14 protein-coding genes are annotated in these 17,492 nt (G+C 36.4%); 10 read left to right on the plus strand and 4 right to left on the minus strand.

Translation table 11 applies throughout. The features are described from left to right. Positions 1-107 precede the first annotated feature (107 nt). The 7 genes from VIO64_RS21610 (at position 108) to VIO64_RS21640 (ending at position 7,804) form a co-directional block, all read left to right on the plus strand. A complete protein-coding gene (locus VIO64_RS21610; RefSeq protein ID WP_331921823.1) occupies positions 108-2,117 on the plus strand; it encodes a glycosyl hydrolase family 28-related protein in 2,010 nt (669 codons plus the stop codon). 366 nt (positions 2,118-2,483) lie between these two features. Next, positions 2,484-3,647, plus strand: coding sequence for an ABC transporter substrate-binding protein (locus tag VIO64_RS21615; protein WP_331921824.1), 1,164 nt, complete (start codon positions 2,484-2,486; stop codon positions 3,645-3,647). A gap of 168 nt (positions 3,648-3,815) precedes the next feature. After that, the gene (locus VIO64_RS21620) at positions 3,816-4,697 is read left to right on the plus strand and encodes a branched-chain amino acid ABC transporter permease (RefSeq protein WP_331921825.1); all 882 of its coding nucleotides are present in this window, start codon (positions 3,816-3,818) and stop codon (positions 4,695-4,697) included. A gap of 11 nt (positions 4,698-4,708) precedes the next feature. Then, complete coding sequence (locus VIO64_RS21625; RefSeq protein ID WP_331921826.1) at positions 4,709-5,659, plus strand: branched-chain amino acid ABC transporter permease; 951 nt, start codon at positions 4,709-4,711, stop codon at positions 5,657-5,659. A gap of 9 nt (positions 5,660-5,668) precedes the next feature. Next, positions 5,669-6,448 (plus strand): ABC transporter ATP-binding protein, encoded by a 780-nt coding sequence (locus tag VIO64_RS21630; protein ID WP_331921827.1) that lies wholly within the window; start codon positions 5,669-5,671, stop codon positions 6,446-6,448. Next, positions 6,448-7,152 carry an ABC transporter ATP-binding protein gene (locus VIO64_RS21635; protein ID WP_331921828.1) on the plus strand — a complete coding sequence of 235 codons (705 nt, stop codon included), beginning with the start codon at positions 6,448-6,450 and terminating at the stop codon, positions 7,150-7,152. Before VIO64_RS21630 ends, VIO64_RS21635 begins: the two co-directional genes overlap by 1 nt. 4 nt (positions 7,153-7,156) lie before the next feature. Beyond that, a complete protein-coding gene (locus VIO64_RS21640) occupies positions 7,157-7,804 on the plus strand; it encodes a CBS and ACT domain-containing protein (RefSeq protein ID WP_331921829.1) in 648 nt (215 codons plus the stop codon). A gap of 193 nt (positions 7,805-7,997) precedes the next feature. On the opposite strand, the gene VIO64_RS21645 is transcribed toward VIO64_RS21640, so the two are convergent. From VIO64_RS21645 to VIO64_RS21660, 4 genes are all read right to left on the minus strand, one after another. Continuing rightward, positions 7,998-9,440, minus strand: a complete 1,443-nt coding sequence (locus VIO64_RS21645) for a cellulose binding domain-containing protein (RefSeq protein WP_331921830.1) — start codon at positions 9,438-9,440, stop codon at positions 7,998-8,000. A gap of 65 nt (positions 9,441-9,505) precedes the next feature. Further along, a complete protein-coding gene (locus VIO64_RS21650; RefSeq protein ID WP_331921831.1) occupies positions 9,506-9,697 on the minus strand; it encodes a hypothetical protein in 192 nt (63 codons plus the stop codon). 11 nt (positions 9,698-9,708) lie between these two features. Further along, positions 9,709-10,161: a C1 family peptidase gene (locus VIO64_RS21655; RefSeq protein ID WP_331921832.1), complete on the minus strand. Its 453-nt coding sequence runs from the start codon at positions 10,159-10,161 to the stop codon at positions 9,709-9,711. After that, positions 10,107-10,739, minus strand: coding sequence for a hypothetical protein (locus tag VIO64_RS21660; protein WP_331921833.1), 633 nt, complete (start codon positions 10,737-10,739; stop codon positions 10,107-10,109). The genes VIO64_RS21655 and VIO64_RS21660 overlap by 55 nt, the downstream gene beginning before the upstream one ends. Positions 10,740-11,294: 555 nt before the next feature. On the opposite strand from VIO64_RS21660, the gene VIO64_RS21665 reads away from it, so the two are divergent. The 3 genes from VIO64_RS21665 (at position 11,295) to VIO64_RS21675 (ending at position 17,411) form a co-directional block, all read left to right on the plus strand. Continuing rightward, the gene (locus VIO64_RS21665; RefSeq protein ID WP_331921834.1) at positions 11,295-12,032 is read left to right on the plus strand and encodes a sigma-70 family RNA polymerase sigma factor; all 738 of its coding nucleotides are present in this window, start codon (positions 11,295-11,297) and stop codon (positions 12,030-12,032) included. 33 nt (positions 12,033-12,065) lie between these two features. Further along, positions 12,066-13,778: an AbfB domain-containing protein gene (locus tag VIO64_RS21670; RefSeq protein WP_331921835.1), complete on the plus strand. Its 1,713-nt coding sequence runs from the start codon at positions 12,066-12,068 to the stop codon at positions 13,776-13,778. A gap of 75 nt (positions 13,779-13,853) precedes the next feature. Next, complete coding sequence (locus VIO64_RS21675; RefSeq protein ID WP_331921836.1) at positions 13,854-17,411, plus strand: tetratricopeptide repeat protein; 3,558 nt, start codon at positions 13,854-13,856, stop codon at positions 17,409-17,411. The last annotated feature ends 81 nt before the right edge of the window (positions 17,412-17,492 follow it).

Consider the following 17,492-nt stretch of genomic DNA (forward strand, 5'->3'; position numbering starts at 1 on the left):
TAAATTTGTAAAAGGATTCCTTGGTGTATGATATAATTGTTGTATATAATACAAGGGGCATTTCGGCACACTTAAAAGGTGTATGTGTAGATAAGGAGTTGTGGATTATGTCAAATGGAATTCTAAAATTTGTCATGTGCGTTATTCTGATTTTGGCTTATATGCCTATTAACAATGTGTACAGTGTTGATGTCTACGGGAATCAGATTCACTGGAATCCTGGAGTTTCAGGAGGAATACCCGATAAGCCGACAGAGGTAAGTGTAAAGGATTTCGGTGCAAAAGGGGATGGAACAACAGATGATTATTCTGCATTTAAATCAGCCATTGATTCCATAAAAGCGGGCGGTGCAGTGGTGATACCTTCCGGAAAATATTTAATTAAGTCAATGCTCACAATTAATAAGCCCGTTGTATTAAAGGGAGAGGGAACAGGCAAAACAGAGCTTTTAGTGAATCACAGCTCAAATGCGTTTGAAATAATTACATATAAGCGTGGAACATGGCAAAATCTTGAGGGCGGGTATTCTAAGGGTTCAACAGAACTTATTGTTGACAATGCGTCATCAATTACTCCCGGTGTGTATGTTGAAATACAACAGACAAACGATCCTGAAATGATGTATACTCTAACCGAGTGGAATCAGAGTTGGGCCGATGGGGCTGTGGGACAGATTGCGAAGGTTTTGTCCGTAAAGGGAAATTCTATAACGATTGATGAACCATTGAGGTACAATTTCAAAGGAGATCTCAATCCAGTTATTAGGACACAGGGGTTTGTTGAGAATGTTGGCTTTGAAGATTTTTCAATAAAAAGACTTGATACCGGTGATGCAAATATCTTCTTCTTTAAGAATGCTGCAAATTGCTGGATAAGGAATATACACAGCATGCTTGCAAGAAAGGCACATGTTTCTGTCACTTCAGGATATCGAATTGAAGTAAGGGACAGCTTTTTTGAAGATGCAACAGACTGGGCAGGCGGGGGACACGGTTATGGGGTTGAACTGGGGTACCATGTAACTGATTGTTTGGTTGAAAATAATATTTTCAAGCATTTGCGGCACTCTATGATGGTTCATCTCGGAGCAAACGGCAATGTTTTCGGTTATAATTACTCCATAGAGCCACACCAGAATGAAGGAGGAAACTGGACGCCATGCGATATATCCATTCATGGGCACCAGCCATTTGCCAACCTATTCGAAGGCAATATAGTTCAGGAGATAAGTATTGCCGATTATTGGGGACCTGCAGGGCCTGACAATACTTTTTTAAGAAACAGGATAGAATCTGAAGGCATTTCCATTGAAGATTCTTCAAACCATCAGAATATTATTGGGAATGAGTTTGTTAAGAGCAGTATTTTTATTGATACAGAATCCAGGTATCCTCACAAGATTGATTCATCGACCCTAAAAGTGCATGGAAACTATATAAATGGTTCAGTTTCTTGGGATTCCAAGATATCTGAAAACAATATACCGGTATCATATTATATCAAGGCTAAGCCTGCATTCTTCCGTTCATTGGAGTGGCCTTCAACTGGAGCTGACAGGGTGGGTGGCACAAATCCTGCAAGAGAAAGATACTTGGGAAACACAATACCCACAATTACACCAGCTCCAACACAGACTGCAATAAGTATTTCGGGCTATATAAAGGCGGATGTACAATCCGACAATAAAAATTTAAACTCAGACTTCAATGTTGAGGTTGTAGGCATGCAAGTAACTGTAAACACTGATTCCAATGGGTATTTTAATATTAAAAATTTACCGGTTTCTTTATCGGGATATACAATCAAAATTAGTAAGCCAGGTTATCTGGCAAGGACAATAACCAATATATCGGGGAAAAGCAGTACTGAGCTAGGAAAAAGTGAAAACCCGTTAAAATTATGGGCAGGTGATGTGCCTGTAAAAGGTTTGCAGGATAATGTTATAAATATGATAGATGTAATCGAAATTGCTAAGCACTTCAATGCATCATATGGAGATATTCATTACAGCAGGGAATGTGATTTCAACTTGGATAATTCTATCAACATGTCGGATATTCTGATTATTGCAAGAAACTTCAATAATACGGGCAGCAGCTACCCCGCAGCTCTATAATCCTTTTTTGTTAGCAGGTGGTAATGCTGTACCACTTGCTAACAGATAGGGTAATTATAAACCCCTACCTTTGTCAAAAAAGTTCCCTCCTCGCAATTCTGTTTACCGGATTTATATTTGGGTAATTACTATATTAAATAAACCCCTAATTTATTAAAATTCTACTATTGAAAAGCTTCTCTCTGTTTGATTAAAATGGCAGTTTGTGCAATATTTAAATAGTTATTTTATAGTTTTTTTCGAGTATAATGAAATATACTATTTAGCAAAACCATTAAACTGTATTTATGGGAAGTTATTTTTTGATCATGACTAAAGGGGAAAGTAGGATCTGGTTATCCGGCAGAATTATAGGAGGTAGAATAAATGTTAAAACAAAGATTTTTGGTAAGTATTTTAGCTGTTATAACGGCTACATTAGTACTTTTTACAGGCTGTACTCAGACATCGAAACCACAAAATGAGATTAAAATCGGCTTAAATTATGAACTTTCAGGTGCGGCTGCATCCTATGGTCAGGATACTCTTAACGGTATACTTATGGCTTTAGATGAGATAAATGCTGCCGGAGGGGTATTGGGTAAACAAATAACCTACGTAAAGCTGGATAATAAAACAGATCCTGCTGAATCCACCAGTGTAGCAACAAGGCTTGCTACAAAAGAAAATGTATCGGTAATTTTGGGGCCTGCTACAACAGGAGCAACAAAAGCATCAATCCCTGTTGCAGATAAGAACAAAGTTCCTCTGATATCCGCATCTGCAACTGCTGATGATGTTACCGTCGATGCGAAGGGTTTAAAGGAATATGCATACAGAATATGCTTTAACGACTCATTCCAGGGAACTGTAATGGCAAACTTTGCAACAAAAAACCTTAATGCTAAAAATGCAGTAGTGCTCATGGATAATTCAAGTGACTATGGAAAAGGACTGGCAAAAACATTTACTGAGACTTTTACTAAGAACGGTGGTGCTATAGCGGCTCAGGAAGCGTTTGTAAAAGATGAGAAGGACTTTAGTGCCATACTTACAAAGATAAAGGACAAAGCCTTTGATATTTTGCTTATTGCAGGTTATTACAACGAGGCTGGGCTTATTATCAAGCAGGCGAGAGCTTTGGGAATAGATAAACCGGTGCTTGGAGGGGATGGTCTTGATTCTCCTGTTTTAGGCGAATTGGCTGGAAAAACTGCTTTGAACAAGGTTTATTTTTCAAACCACTATTCCTCACTTGATAAAGACCCTGTAATAGTTAAGTTTATGAATGGGTTTAGAACAAAGAATAACAAGGATCCTAATGCTTTTAATGCTCTTGGGTATGATCTTGGATATTTTGCTGTAGATGCTATAAAAAGAGCCAACTCATCCGAACCTATCAAAATAAAGGAAGCTCTTGACAACACAACGGAGTTTAAGGGAGTTACAGGAAGGTTCAGTATTGATAAGAACCATAATCCTGTGAAGACAGCAGTGGTTATTGAGCTTAAAGACGGAGTGCAGGCTTCATCTGTAAAGGTTGAGCCATAATTTTCAAGTTGTGCCTATGAGGTTTTTAACAAACAAATTTTGCAGTTTGCTCCGTTAAGAAGTTTAAGTGAGAGGATAAACCTCTCACTTAAATTATGTTATGTCTGGAAAAAGAGGAATATGCTGTAGCACTGCAAGATAAAATTCATAAGGGGGAGGGTGAGAAATGTGACGGAATTTTTACAGCAAATAGTTAACGGCTTATCGCTTGGAAGTATATACGCACTGATTGCATTGGGCTATACGATGGTCTATGGCATTATAAAGCTTATAAACTTTGCTCATGGAGATATCTACATGATTGGTGCATACGTGGGATTTGTGTGTATAACCAGTATAGGACTGGGGTTCGTACCTGCTCTTGTTATTGCCATGATTTTTTGTGCATTATTGGGAGTAATCATTGAAAAAGTAGCATATAAGCCACTTAGGAATTCTTCAAGAATTGCAGCACTGATTACTGCAATTGGAATATCCTTGCTTTTGGAATATTTGGTGATGTTCTTTGCAAAAGCGGATGTAAGGGCATTCCCGGCAGTTCTACCCGAAACAAGCAGAGAACTTATAATGGGTGTAAAAATCACTGACAAGCAAAGTATACTGCTATTTATAACTATAATTTTAATGGTTCTTTTGCAGTTGATTGTCAAAAAAACGCTTATGGGAAAAGCCATGAGGGCAGTTTCAATGGATAAGGATGCTGCACAGCTTATGGGAATCAATGTGGATAGGACCATTTCATTTACATTTATACTTGGATCTTCACTTGCTGGTGCGGCAGGTGTTCTGGTGGGTGCTTTTTATAACTCTATCGACCCGTTTATGGGTATAATGCCAGGACTTAAAGCCTTTGTTGCTGCGGTATTTGGCGGGATAGGAATAATCCCTGGGGCACTGGTAGGCGGGTTTTCAATAGGAGTTATAGAGACACTTATAAGTGGATACGGGAATTCTATGTATAAGGATGCAGTCGCTTTTGCAATACTGATTTTAGTTCTTTTAATTAAACCATCCGGTCTATTCGGAAGGAATATCCGTGAGAAAGTGTAGGTGAGGCAGAGGTGAATAAATTAATTAATAGGAAAAATTTAAAGACTATGGCAGGTGTTGTAAGCCTTTATGGTATAGTGCAGTTTTTAATAATGTTTAATATTTTAAGTGATTATTACCAAATTACACTATCATTGATCTGCATTAATATAATCCTTGCAGTTAGCCTCAATCTGATTTCAGGTTTTACAGGTCAGTTTTCACTAGGACATGCAGGATTTATGTCTATTGGTGCTTACACAAGTGCTCTCATTACAATGAATATGACTGATGAGTATTCCTTCTTTATCGGTATTGCTGTAGGAGCTATTCTTGCTGCTGTCGTAGGGCTTGTCATAGGAATACCCACGTTAAGACTCAAGGGGGATTATCTGGCAATAGCCACATTGGGCATGGGAGAAATTATTAAAATTATAGTACTGAATATGGGTTTTACAGGCGGAGCGGCAGGCCTTAGCGGTATACCTCAATATACCAACTGGACATGGCTATTTATATTCACTGCAGGTACGGTAATACTAGTAAAAAACTTTATCAATTCCTCCCATGGAAGAGCATGTAAGTCTATCAGAGAGGACGAAATAGCTTCTGAGGCTATGGGTATAAATACCACAAAATACAAAGTGCTTGCTTTCGTAATAGGAGCATTCTGTGCAGGTATAGCCGGTGCGTTGTACTCCAGCTACTTTTATTATATAAAGCCTGATATGTTCGGCTTCCTCAGATCTATTGATATTCTTGTCATAGTAGTTGTCGGAGGAATGGGAAGTATTGGAGGTTCTATAGTGTCAGCTATACTTTTAGCTGTTGTGTCCCTCTATCTGCAGGATTTTCCGGAGATAAGAATGATTTTATACTCACTGATACTTGTAATGGTTATGATTGTAAGAGAAAAGTTTAAGAATAAAAAAATAAAGTTCAACGGCTTTCCGTGGAAAAAGCCTGAGAAGGTAGGGACGTGAGGTGATAAGATGGCAATACTGACGGTAAAAAATCTTACAAAATCATTTGGAGGCTTGACCGCAGTGTCAAATGTGAATATGGAGCTACAAAAGGGGGAACTGGTAGGTCTAATCGGGCCTAATGGTGCGGGAAAGACTACCTTTTTCAACCTCTTAACAGGGGTATATGTGCCAAGTTCGGGAAGTGTTGAACTTGATAATGGTGAAAAGATAAAAAAAATTAGCGGGTTAAAACCCAATGCTATTACAAATATGGGAGTTGCCAGAACCTTTCAGAATATAAGGCTTTTCAAGGAGTTGAGTGTTCTTGATAATATACGTATTGCTATTCATAAAAATGTGAAATACGGCATCATTTCGTCTTTTTTCAGGCTGCCGGCATTTTACAGGGAGGAAAAGGAAATAATAGAGCAAGCAGAGAAACTCCTCGAAATATTTGGACTTAAATCCAAAAAGGATGAACTGTCAAAAAACCTTCCATATGGTGAACAAAGAAGGCTTGAAATAGCAAGAGCACTTGCTACCAAACCGACTGTTCTATTGCTGGATGAGCCGGCTGCAGGCATGAACCCCAATGAGACTCACGAGCTTACAGACTTGATCGAATGGATAAGGAAGGAGTTTAATCTAACAATTCTCCTTATTGAGCATGATATGTCTCTGGTTATGAAAATATGCGAGAGGATTTATGTTTTAGATTACGGCATGATAATAGCAGATGGCAAGCCTCATGAAATAAAAAGCAACAAGAGAGTAATAGAGGCTTACCTGGGTGAGGAGGTTTCCTGATGCTTGAGATTAAGGATTTAGATGTTTTTTATGGGGTAATCCATGCACTAAAAGGTGTATCGATACAGGTAAATGAAGGAGAAATTGTAACGCTTATCGGTGCAAACGGTGCCGGGAAGACTACAACGCTTAGGGCCATATCAGGGCTGATAAAGCCAAAAAACGGAACAATATTATTTAATGGTGAGAATATCAAAGATATAAGTGCTCAAGAAATAGTTAAAAAGGGTCTTTGTCATGTTCCTGAAGGAAGGCATGTTTTCTCCGATATGACTGTTCTGGAAAACTTGGAGCTGGGAGCTTATCTAAGAAAAGACAAAAAGAATATAAAGGAAGATATGTTAAAAGTGTATTCCAGGTTCCCAATACTTGAGAAGAGGCTCAAGCAAAATGCAGGTACCTTAAGCGGAGGAGAACAGCAAATGTTGGCTATTGGGAGGGCTTTAATGTCGAAGCCCAAACTTCTTCTAATGGATGAGCCATCTATGGGATTGGCACCTCTTTTGGTAAAAGAGATATTTTCCATTATTGACGATATAAACAAGCAGGGAACCACCATTCTTCTTGTAGAGCAGAATGCTCACATGGCTCTTTCCATAGCTCACAGGGCGTATGTTATTGAGACCGGAGCCATAGTTCTCAAAGGAACTGGGAAAGAATTAGCTCAAAGTGAAGAAATAAAGAAAGCATATTTGGGAGGTTGATTTTATGTATGTAAAGAACAGGATGACTTCCAACCCATATACCATATCCCCTGATGCCACCATAGCTGAAGCCCTGGAACTAATGCGGCATAACGGTGTAAAAAAGCTGCCGGTTGTAAAGAGCGGAGAATTGGTTGGCATTGTTACTGAGCGTGAAATGCTGGAGGTTTCGCCATCCAAGGCTACTACACTGAGTGTTTTCGAGATTAATTATCTTTTGGGAAAAACCAAAGTATCTCAGGTTATGACAAAAGATGTAGTTACAATTACTTCCGACGCACTTTTAGAAGAAGCTGCTCTTCTAATGAGGGATAACAACATAAGTGCCCTTCCTGTTTTAGAGGGAAAAAAGCTTTGCGGCATAATAACTGAAAACGATATATTTAATGCATTTATGGAGTTAATGGGCTTTAGTGACATAGGTAGCAGAATTGCTGTTGAAGCCCAGGATTCTCCAGGTATCCTCGCTGATATCGCCCAGGTTATAAAGGAATATGGAGTTAATATAACCCATATTGCAGTTTATAGGGGTGAGGCGGGCTCCAGTGATGTAGTAATAAGGGTAAACACTCAAAACACCGACGAGATGATTAAAACTCTTGAAAATCACGGATATAAGGTTATCTCCGTTTTAAAAAACAATCCCGATTAATACCTTAGGCAGGATCAAAAAATAACTTCCGCTATAAATTTGGCTCATGTGTTGACTTAGCCTGTCAACACTCGCTCAAAAACGGAAGTAATTTTTTAATCATACGTTAAAATAATGATAAAACTACCCGTTTATTACACTTGGGTAGTTTTATCATTATGAAGAAAGCTAATGATTTTATATTAATCTTATATTATGGTTCTTGTCCCCACATTAAGCTGTTTCCGATCCAGCCGGTTACTTTTGCGGTATCCACATAGTTTGTTGCAGTGCTATTGAAGGAATAGTCATTAGACTGATTAAAGCTCTGGTTCCAATCCTCGTCATATATCCTGCCTTGAATCACAATACTGCTACCCGGGGCAAGTGTTCCAGAATCAACGGTAAAGCCTATATCCAAATAGCGGTCAGCCCCGGAAGATGAGATACTGACAAACGAACTTGTCACTTTACTTGGCAGCACCTTATCCGACCAGTCAACGGCATAATTCAAAGGTGATACACCATCGTATGTAAAATAATATCTGGCTTTTATATCCTTTAAATTTATTGAAGTGCTGCCTGTATTTATAACTTTGATATATGGGGAAATCTGGTTTGAAGATGAACTGCTGATACTATTGTACGCCTGCACTTTAATATTCCCGGTGGTGTTTGTGGGCTGCGTAACAGTGGAAGTTGGTGTTTGAGTCGGTGTAGGTGTTGATGTTGGTGTAGGTGTGGGTGATGACGTAGGTTCTGATTCTTTGGAGGGGTCAAATTCCAATATATTTTTACTATATGGGTCGTTTTCAGAAGAGGAATAGAATTCATACCTGCCTCCCATAACATATATCTTCCCATTCATACTTTCAGCAGCAAATTGTCCATATTTTTCAGGAATGCTGTCATATTTTTTCCATTGATTTATCGCAGGATCATATTCATATACCGGATTTAGTGCATCCATACAAAGTGCATATATTTTATTACCCATGGACACAAATTTTGAGTTTATAGAGCATGGCAAGTAATTGCTGATAAGTGTCCATTTATTTGTTATAGGATTATATTCCTCAATACTGCTATAGCTATTACTTTGGTTATCCCATCCGCCAAACAGGTATATCTTGCCATTTAGCGCGGTGGCATTAGGTGCAAACCTGGCAAAATTGGTATCTGCTGCACTGCCCCAGTTGTTCATAACCGGATCATATACTAAAACACTTTTTTGTATTGTCAAAACTCCATTTATTATCGAAGAACCGTTAATGATATAGATTTTACCATTGAGTTCAACAATGGCTCCATTGTCTTTTTCATATGGAAGTGTATTTTTTGGTAATCTATCTCCTGTATTGATGTCGTACTCATCAACATATAAACCACTGAATACATAGATTTTATTGTTATAACCTGCTGATGAACCCCAACCGTAAGAGTTAACAGAACGAATCCAGCTTGTTTGCTCTAAAAGAGGGTCATAACATATAAACCCAGTCGAACCCATATCCGGGGAATACCCCATGGCATAAATCTTATCACCGAATTGGTATGACTTATCAACACCTATGCCAAAGGGCATTGACTTTTTAAAAACCCACTGACTTTCTCCCAAAACCTGTGATGGAAGACTTAATGGAGCGGTAAAAGTCATAGATCCTCCATCAATCCTCTGATTGTTTTGAGGACATATTGCTGTATTATTTGATGAAGGGTGTATTACCTTGAAATTTTTAATAAGGCACTGCTGTCATCAAGGCTTGAATCGCTTGCTTTGATGGTCCAATTCTTCGTAATGCCGTATATGTTTTTTCCTTTAAATAGATCCGAATAGTCAAATACAAAAGTAGCATCACATGGTACGCTTGTACCATCAAACCCATATTCTCTATTGGAAATATTAACAGCCAAAGGTTTTATAGTTACTTTAAGGCATCATACGCTATCCATGAAAAACCATTATCTTCCCAGCTGTCACCCCATGAATTAGCAATTCGGAAAGCTCCTTTTTCTACCGGTTCTACAACATTATTGTCATTTATGTCCACCCAGATATCATCGTTATAACCTACAACCGTCATAGCATGCGGCCCGGAAGAACCGTCCAGCATGAAGTATGCATTTTTGTTTATAGATCCGGTGTCTCTGTCAGTATTTGGATCATCCTTGATTGCTTTATATCTCCATGAAAATATAAAAGTATTATAAGTCAAAACATAACCGTCATTTAATAATTGTTTAATATCATTTAGTGCAGGTGAATTTGATGATTTAACAGGGGTAAGAGTCCCATCCGCTACCTTTACGTATCCCGCCTTATCTATCTTATAATTAATTGCGTTTCTCCATACATCCTCATCAGTACTCCACTCCAAATAATTCTTTGGAATGTTGAATTATCGTTGTTATCTTTTACATTCCATTCTCTCGCCATGGCAGTCATATGTGTTGTCTGATAATATGTACTGGAAAATGATGCACAGGAACCTATGCCTCCCTGACTTCTAATTGGTGGAAAATACGGAAGCGTGCTGTTATCTACATATGATGGCAAAGATGTACCATCAAGTGCACTGGCCCCTGAAGCGGTTGATATATCAAGGCTAGGTGAAGCCATGCCAGGGTTTGTACCCATAGGGACCACTTCCTGACCTTTGGATACTGCTTTGCTTTTTTCTAAAGCCCTTAAACCTTTATTTTTTCTGACTTCATTAGCCCTTTGAAGTCCAATTTCATTTGGCAAGACATTTTTTGTTTCCAGCATCTTTTCTTTCATCCACTCAAGGTCTTCTTTTGAAGGTTCTTTAGAACCAGTAGCATAAATTTCTTTACCCTTGTTTTGTTGTACTTCATTTGTTGAGCCCGGTACAGCACTTGAAGAAAAGACTACAGTGGAAATCACAGCAAAAACGGTTAACTTGCTAATAATCCTTTTAATTTTGCCACTAATCATTTTCCTTCACCCCTTATAAGTTATTTGTATTGATAAATCTAAAAAACAACTTGTTTTATAGATTTATTTCAATTTAAGTGTTATTTATTAATTAACTTTAAATTATATTACCATAATTGGTTTAGAAAGGATAACGCACAATGCTGGTTTTGTTAAATATATACAGAAATGTGCAAAAATATTTGTAGCTTTTTGACTTAATAAAATTTTATATTGACTTTATCCAAAGCGTGAAATGGAAATATAAGGGCATTGTGTTGACATTAGCTGCCTTTAAGCTTTAAAATATAATATATAAACTATGATAATAAGAATTATAAATGACAAGAAATAATACATAATTCTAAAAAAATTTAAAAATCTATCAAATTCCGAATCCAAAAATAAAATCGTTTTCGAATAAGTTAATTGAATAACCAATTAAACAATATTTATATGTTTGTATATAGAAAAATTCAATTAATATTGTTATTTTGATCTTTCTAATGCAAGATTAAAATTGATTTATATTAGTATGGGTTTATTATAAAAAATTATTATTGAGGGAAGATGTTTATGCTATTTATTTCCGTTATTCTTAATTATACCGGTGAGACAGCAACCCGTATTGTTGAAAAAATCAAGAATGGAGACAAGCATTTAAAGGAGAAATTCATAGAAGATTATATTCCGTTTATAATAAAAGTAATTTCAAGCTTTTATTCTTCGAGGATTGTCGATGTGAAAAATAGTGATGAGTATAGCATTGGCCTGATGGCATTTGATGAGGCAATTGAAAAGTTTGATAGCGGTAAAAGTAAGGGGTTTCTTAATTTTGCACAAATGGTAATCAGAAGGAGAATAATAGATTACTTCAGGAATATATCATCTATCAGTAAAAATGAAATTCCATTTTCATATTTCAACAGTAAAAGTGAAAGTGACCTTGAGGAGAAATTAAATATGTTTGATATTGGTATGGAAGCAGGAAGATATGAACTTATTTACGAGCTAAATGATTTTTCCAGACAATTGGAATCTTATGGACTAAATATAAGAAATCTGCCTGAGTATATACCTAAGCATAAAGATTCCAAGCAAATGTGTATACACATTGCGAAAAAAGTAATTGAAAACAAGAATATATATAACAAATTAAAAACAAAAAAATACTTCCAGATGAAAGAGCTTATTAAGGTAATAGATGTTCATCCAAAGACTGTTGAGAGAAATAGGGAATTTATAATATGTTTATGTATAATACTTGAGAGTGATTATGTAAATTTCAAATCATACTTAAACCAAGTATTTTAATTGGGGTATTTGCATGTTAAAGGAGGAGCAATAATGAAATATGAAGGCATTGTGGTAAGTATGATTAAAAATAAAGCAATAGTTACTACCAGTGATTTTCAATGTTTTTATATAAAGAGACGGCCTACCGCTTATGTGGGGAAGCGAATCGAATTTACAGAAAAAGACATCATTGATAAAAGATCAGTTTTGACTAAATTGGCACTTGGTGCTGCTTGTATGGCTGTTCTGTTTGTTATAGCTTTTGTTTCGAATATTATAGGCACAATCAATGTAAAGGATTTTTTATATCGGCCAAGAGTTTTTGCTTATGTCGATGTTGATATTAATCCAAGTCTTGAGTTAGAAATTGATAATGCTGGAAATGTTATAAGATTGGTGCCATTAAATGAAGATGCAAAGAGTCTTGCTAAAAAATTAAAGGTTAGTAATGTTAGTGTATATAAAGCTATTGAAAACATATTAGTTGAGGTAAAAAAGAATAAAAATATGGGATCAGCTGAAAAGAATTATATACTGATCTCAAGTACATTAAATAATAAAAATGAATCTGATGAATATAAGAATGAAAAGGACAAACTGGATACATTAATGAACTCAATGAAAATTAAACTGCAACAAAAGGAAAAAAATCAAATAAATGTATATCTTGTGCAAGCAAATAAAGATGAAAGAAAAGATGCACAAAGAGAGGGAATATCTGCCGGCAGGTATGTATTGTATAATAAGTACAAGAATTTGGGAAGTAATTTTTCAGTTGAAGATGCTAAAAAGATTAATGTTAATGATTTGTTAAATAATATATTAAACAGTAAATCAGAAAAAGACAGTCTCAATAGTGTTCAGAAACCAACTCCTTCAATCTTGGAGACTGACAATGCCAAGCGAAATGAGGCTACAAAAGATTCTGGTATTAAATTCAATACTCCATTGAAAACGCCAAATAAAACACAAAAACCGGTGCCAACGCTAAGACAGGAGCCAACACAAAAAGCAGTGCCAGTAATAGAACCAACACCTGTGCCTATGAAAAACCCTGTCGTTGTGTATCAAAATACAAATTATAATGGGTGGGCTGTTGGATTGAATGCTGGAGACTACAACATGTTTCAACTTCTGGATAAAGGACTGAAAAATGATGAGGCGTCTTCCATTAAAATTGCCTCGGGTTACCGGGTAACTTTATATGAAGATTACAACTTTACTGGGAAATCTATTGTACTGACTGCAGACAGTAATAATCTTTCAACCTATGGATTTGACAATATAGTTTCAGCTATCAAGGTTGAGCCCAATAATGCTAACACAACACCGACAAAAATCGTAAGTTCACAATATAAGAGGTTTGAATCATATAATTATCGTGGACAGTTCATTAGGCATCAATCATTTAAAGCACGTATTTCGGAGAATGTTACACCATTTGATGATTCGGTATATAAAATAGTTCCTGGTCTTGCTGACCCAGACTGTATATCATTTGAGTCTAAAAACTTTCCGGGATATTATCTGATGCATAAGGATTTTAAAATTATTCTTGAAAAGTCCGACGGCTCAGTAAACTTTAAAGAATGTGCAACTTTTAGAAAAGTGCCTGGTTTGGCGGACAATAAATTAGTTTCTTTTCAATCGTATAATTATCCCAATAGATATATAAGGCATAGGATGTTTTATTTACAAATTGACGAAATTATTAGCGACCTTGAAAGGAAAGATGCCACATATACTGAAATAAAAGCTCCATAAATAATATGTATTGATAACTAACACGCGTTAGTGATATGATGTAAAGTAAATGTATTTAAATAATGGGTGGTAAGATTGTATATAAAAGCTAAACAAGATAAATCGCATAATATGCCCTATCTAATAGAGCGAGACGATGAAATCACCAAATTCTGCAATTTCTTAAGAAACTTGCCTGAAATGAAGCGGGGAGTATTAAGAATTGCAGGGTTCTTACATTCCGGAAGGACATACTTTTTGAATGCTATAGAGTGTGTAGCTTTGCAATATAATTATGAAGTTATCTCTCTTTTGACAAACTCATGTTTTAAAACAAAAGATCATACTGAATTCTTACCTGATAGAGATGCAACCCAATTGGATATTGGCAATATAAGCCAGAAATTCGCTGAAAGCTTATTAACAGAAAGACTATCTTGTAATAAGAAAAACGGAATTATTATGCTCGCGGATGATATTGGCCAGTTTGACTCTGAGGCTATAAACCTTTTATGCAGAATTTTAAACGATAAAAGATATACAAATCTTGCATTGGTCTACACAAATGAACCTAAAATTGTAAAAAGCTTGGACTATATTGGTGCTCCTTTGTATGAAACTATAAACTTGGGTCCCTTGTCACCTCAAGGCTTACGCACATGGATGAGGGACAAGTTTTACTGGGAGCCACAGGCCCGTTTTCTTGAATGGTTTTACAATGAAACAATGGGCTTGCCGGGGCTCATAAAGGATGGAATCTATTATTTATTAGAGAATGACATTTTAATACATGATTCTAAATGTGGATTTGTTATAAAAAAGGATTATTCCAATGTAAGATTAAATATTGAAAAACAGAGGAATAATTTTAGACCTAAAAACAATCTGCCTTTTTCTCTGACCCAATTTGTCGGACGTGAGGATGAGATTGAGAAAATAAATAATTTGCTTGGCCGTGTAAGGCTTGTAACGCTTACAGGGTCTGGCGGAATAGGCAAAACAAGGCTTGCGTTGCAGATCGCTTTCATGCGGCTTTATGACTATAGCGATGGAGTCTTTTTTATTCCGCTTTCAACTGCTACAAATGCCGATTCTATAGCGGCAAATATTGCCAAGTCAATAAACATAGCTGAAATACAGGGTCAACATATTTATAATACTTTAAAAGGTGCTTTATATGACAAGAAGTGTCTCATAATACTTGACAATTTTGAACATGTTATTGATGCTGCTTCTATAATCTCTGAGCTTCTCACCTCTACTTCAGGTTTAACCATTCTGGTCACAAGTCGAGAACCCTTAAGAATTTCAGGCGAGCATATATTTAGTGTTCCCCCCTTAGAATTTGTAAATTTTGGCGAAAAGGCACCAATTGAAAGAGTAATTCAACAACCTGCTGTTACTCTTTTTTTGCTGCGTGCCAAAGCTGTTAAGCCTGACTTTAAAATTACAGAAAAAAATGCAAAGGAAATTATTGAATTATGTGCTTACCTAGAAGGTATACCTTTAGCTATTGAGCTTGCAGCGGCAAACATAGGACAAATTTCCATTCATAAGATGCTTTACCAGAGCCAAAATAGGTTAATGTGGCTTAATAACGGAGCCCGTGATTTGGAGTATCGTCAACGTACACTTAAGAATACTATCGAATGGGGATACAACTTACTTAATGAGACTCAAAAAAAGTTGTTCAGAAGGTTGGGAGTATTCACCGGCAAGTTTGATTTAAAAGCAGCACATGCTATAACCAATTGCAATAATGATATTGAAAATTTATTGGAAACAATGGCTTCTTTACTAAATAAGAGCTTTATAACAAAGACAGCGAAAATTGGTGGTGAAAGCGAAGATCGGTTCAGTATGTTAGAAACAATACGTGAATATGCAGGTGAGCTATTATCAATTAGTGGGGAAGAAAACTATATAAAAGATTGCTATTCCGATTACTATCTATCGCTTGTTACTGAAGCCGAGTTTAGTATGAATGGACAAGAACGACAAAGACGGCTTTCTGAATTAGAGTTTTCCCATTCAAATATAATAAATGCCCTGAAGCATCTGCGAATGACTAACAGTCTGGAAAAAGAATTGAAACTAACCGGGGCAATGGGGTATTTTTGGGAAGTCCGCGGTTATTGGAATGAAGGCATTACCATTCTTGAATCCTTAGTTCAAAGATATGGGAGTTCTATAGAGTCAAAGGATTATGTTAAAGTATTTGAGTGGCTTGGTAGATTAATCCATCTGCAGGGGAATCCCGAGAAATCAATTTCGATCTTTAGAAGAAGTTTGTCACTTGCCAGGGAGATTGGGGACTTTATGGGGGAAGCTGCTATACAATATAAGCTTTCGTTAGCGGTAAGTATGCTGGGCAATCTTGAGGAAGAAGAAAAACTGGCAAACGGGAGTTTGAGTATATATTACCAAATTGATTATAAGCCTGGAATTGCAGAAGTTCTTCAGCACCTTAGTCTATTATATTACCAGAAAGGAGACTATTTGAAGGCAGAAGAGTGTTCTAATGAGAGCTTGAAAATCTGCAAAGAATTAAAGGATAAGCGAGGTGTAGCCAAGGCTCTTTGGAGGCTTGGATTTGTAGCGAGAGGTAAAGGTATTTATGATGAGGCAATGAAAATGATTAGTGAGTATCTAACATACTGTGAAGAACTTGATGACAAAGACGGGATAGCAAATGCACTGATAAGCATAGCAGAATTATCAAGGTCACAGAGCGAGTATGATATTGCAGAAAAGTATTATATGAATGCTCTTAATCTTTCCTATGAACTGGGTTATAAAGCTATAATAGCCCGGGTTCTTAAAGATTTAGGTGAGATTATGAGATATAGAGGTGACTTTAACAAAGCTATGGAATTATATAAGGAAAGTTTGGCTGTATCGGAGGAAATAGGGAGTTCTGGAGAGATTGCATGGCTTTATCGGAATATAGCAGAACTGGAACTTAAAGCAGGTGATTTTCTCAAAGCTGGGGAGCTTTATCTTAAAGGCTTGAATGTTTTTTGCGACAGTAAGGAGAATACAATTATGTTTGTTTTTTTGGTATTGGGAGGACTTGCCGGAGTTTGTGTCAAACTGGAAAAACTAGGAAGATCCGCTCGTCTATTCGGAGCTGCGGACAGGCTTTTTAATGTAGTGGAAAATCTTATATCCCAAAATGATATTTCCGAATACACTACACGTCTTGAGGAGCTTCGAAATATCATGGATGAAGGAGAGTTTGATAAAGCTTGGCGTGAAGGAAGCCAGATGAGTATGGAAATGGCTATAGATTATGCCAAGGAGATAATTAAGGACGACAAGTTCGAAAAAAATATGGCAAACAAGATGATTGATTATATACATATAAACTTCTCAAGGGACATTTCTCTAGATGAAATATCAGGGTATTTTAATATGACTCCAGCGTACTTTAGTACCGTATTTAAATATTATACAGGCTATAATTATAAGGATTATCTAAACTCATACAGAGTTAAAGTGTCAAAGGAGCTTTTGCAGAACAGCAATTTAAAGATAAATGAGGTTGCCGAAAAGGTTGGCTGCAACAATGTAAATACATTTATACGTATATTTAAGAAGTATGAAGGCATATCACCAGGTCAGTATTATATAGAAAATCAGGAAAAAACATAAATTCATATTCGAAAAAAATAGATATGAATCAAAAGTATTAAATATTTATGCCACCCTGACAACTAATATAGAATATAACTA

The organism is Pseudobacteroides sp. (assembly GCF_036567765.1).
Classification (GTDB): domain Bacteria; phylum Bacillota; class Clostridia; order Acetivibrionales; family DSM-2933; genus Pseudobacteroides.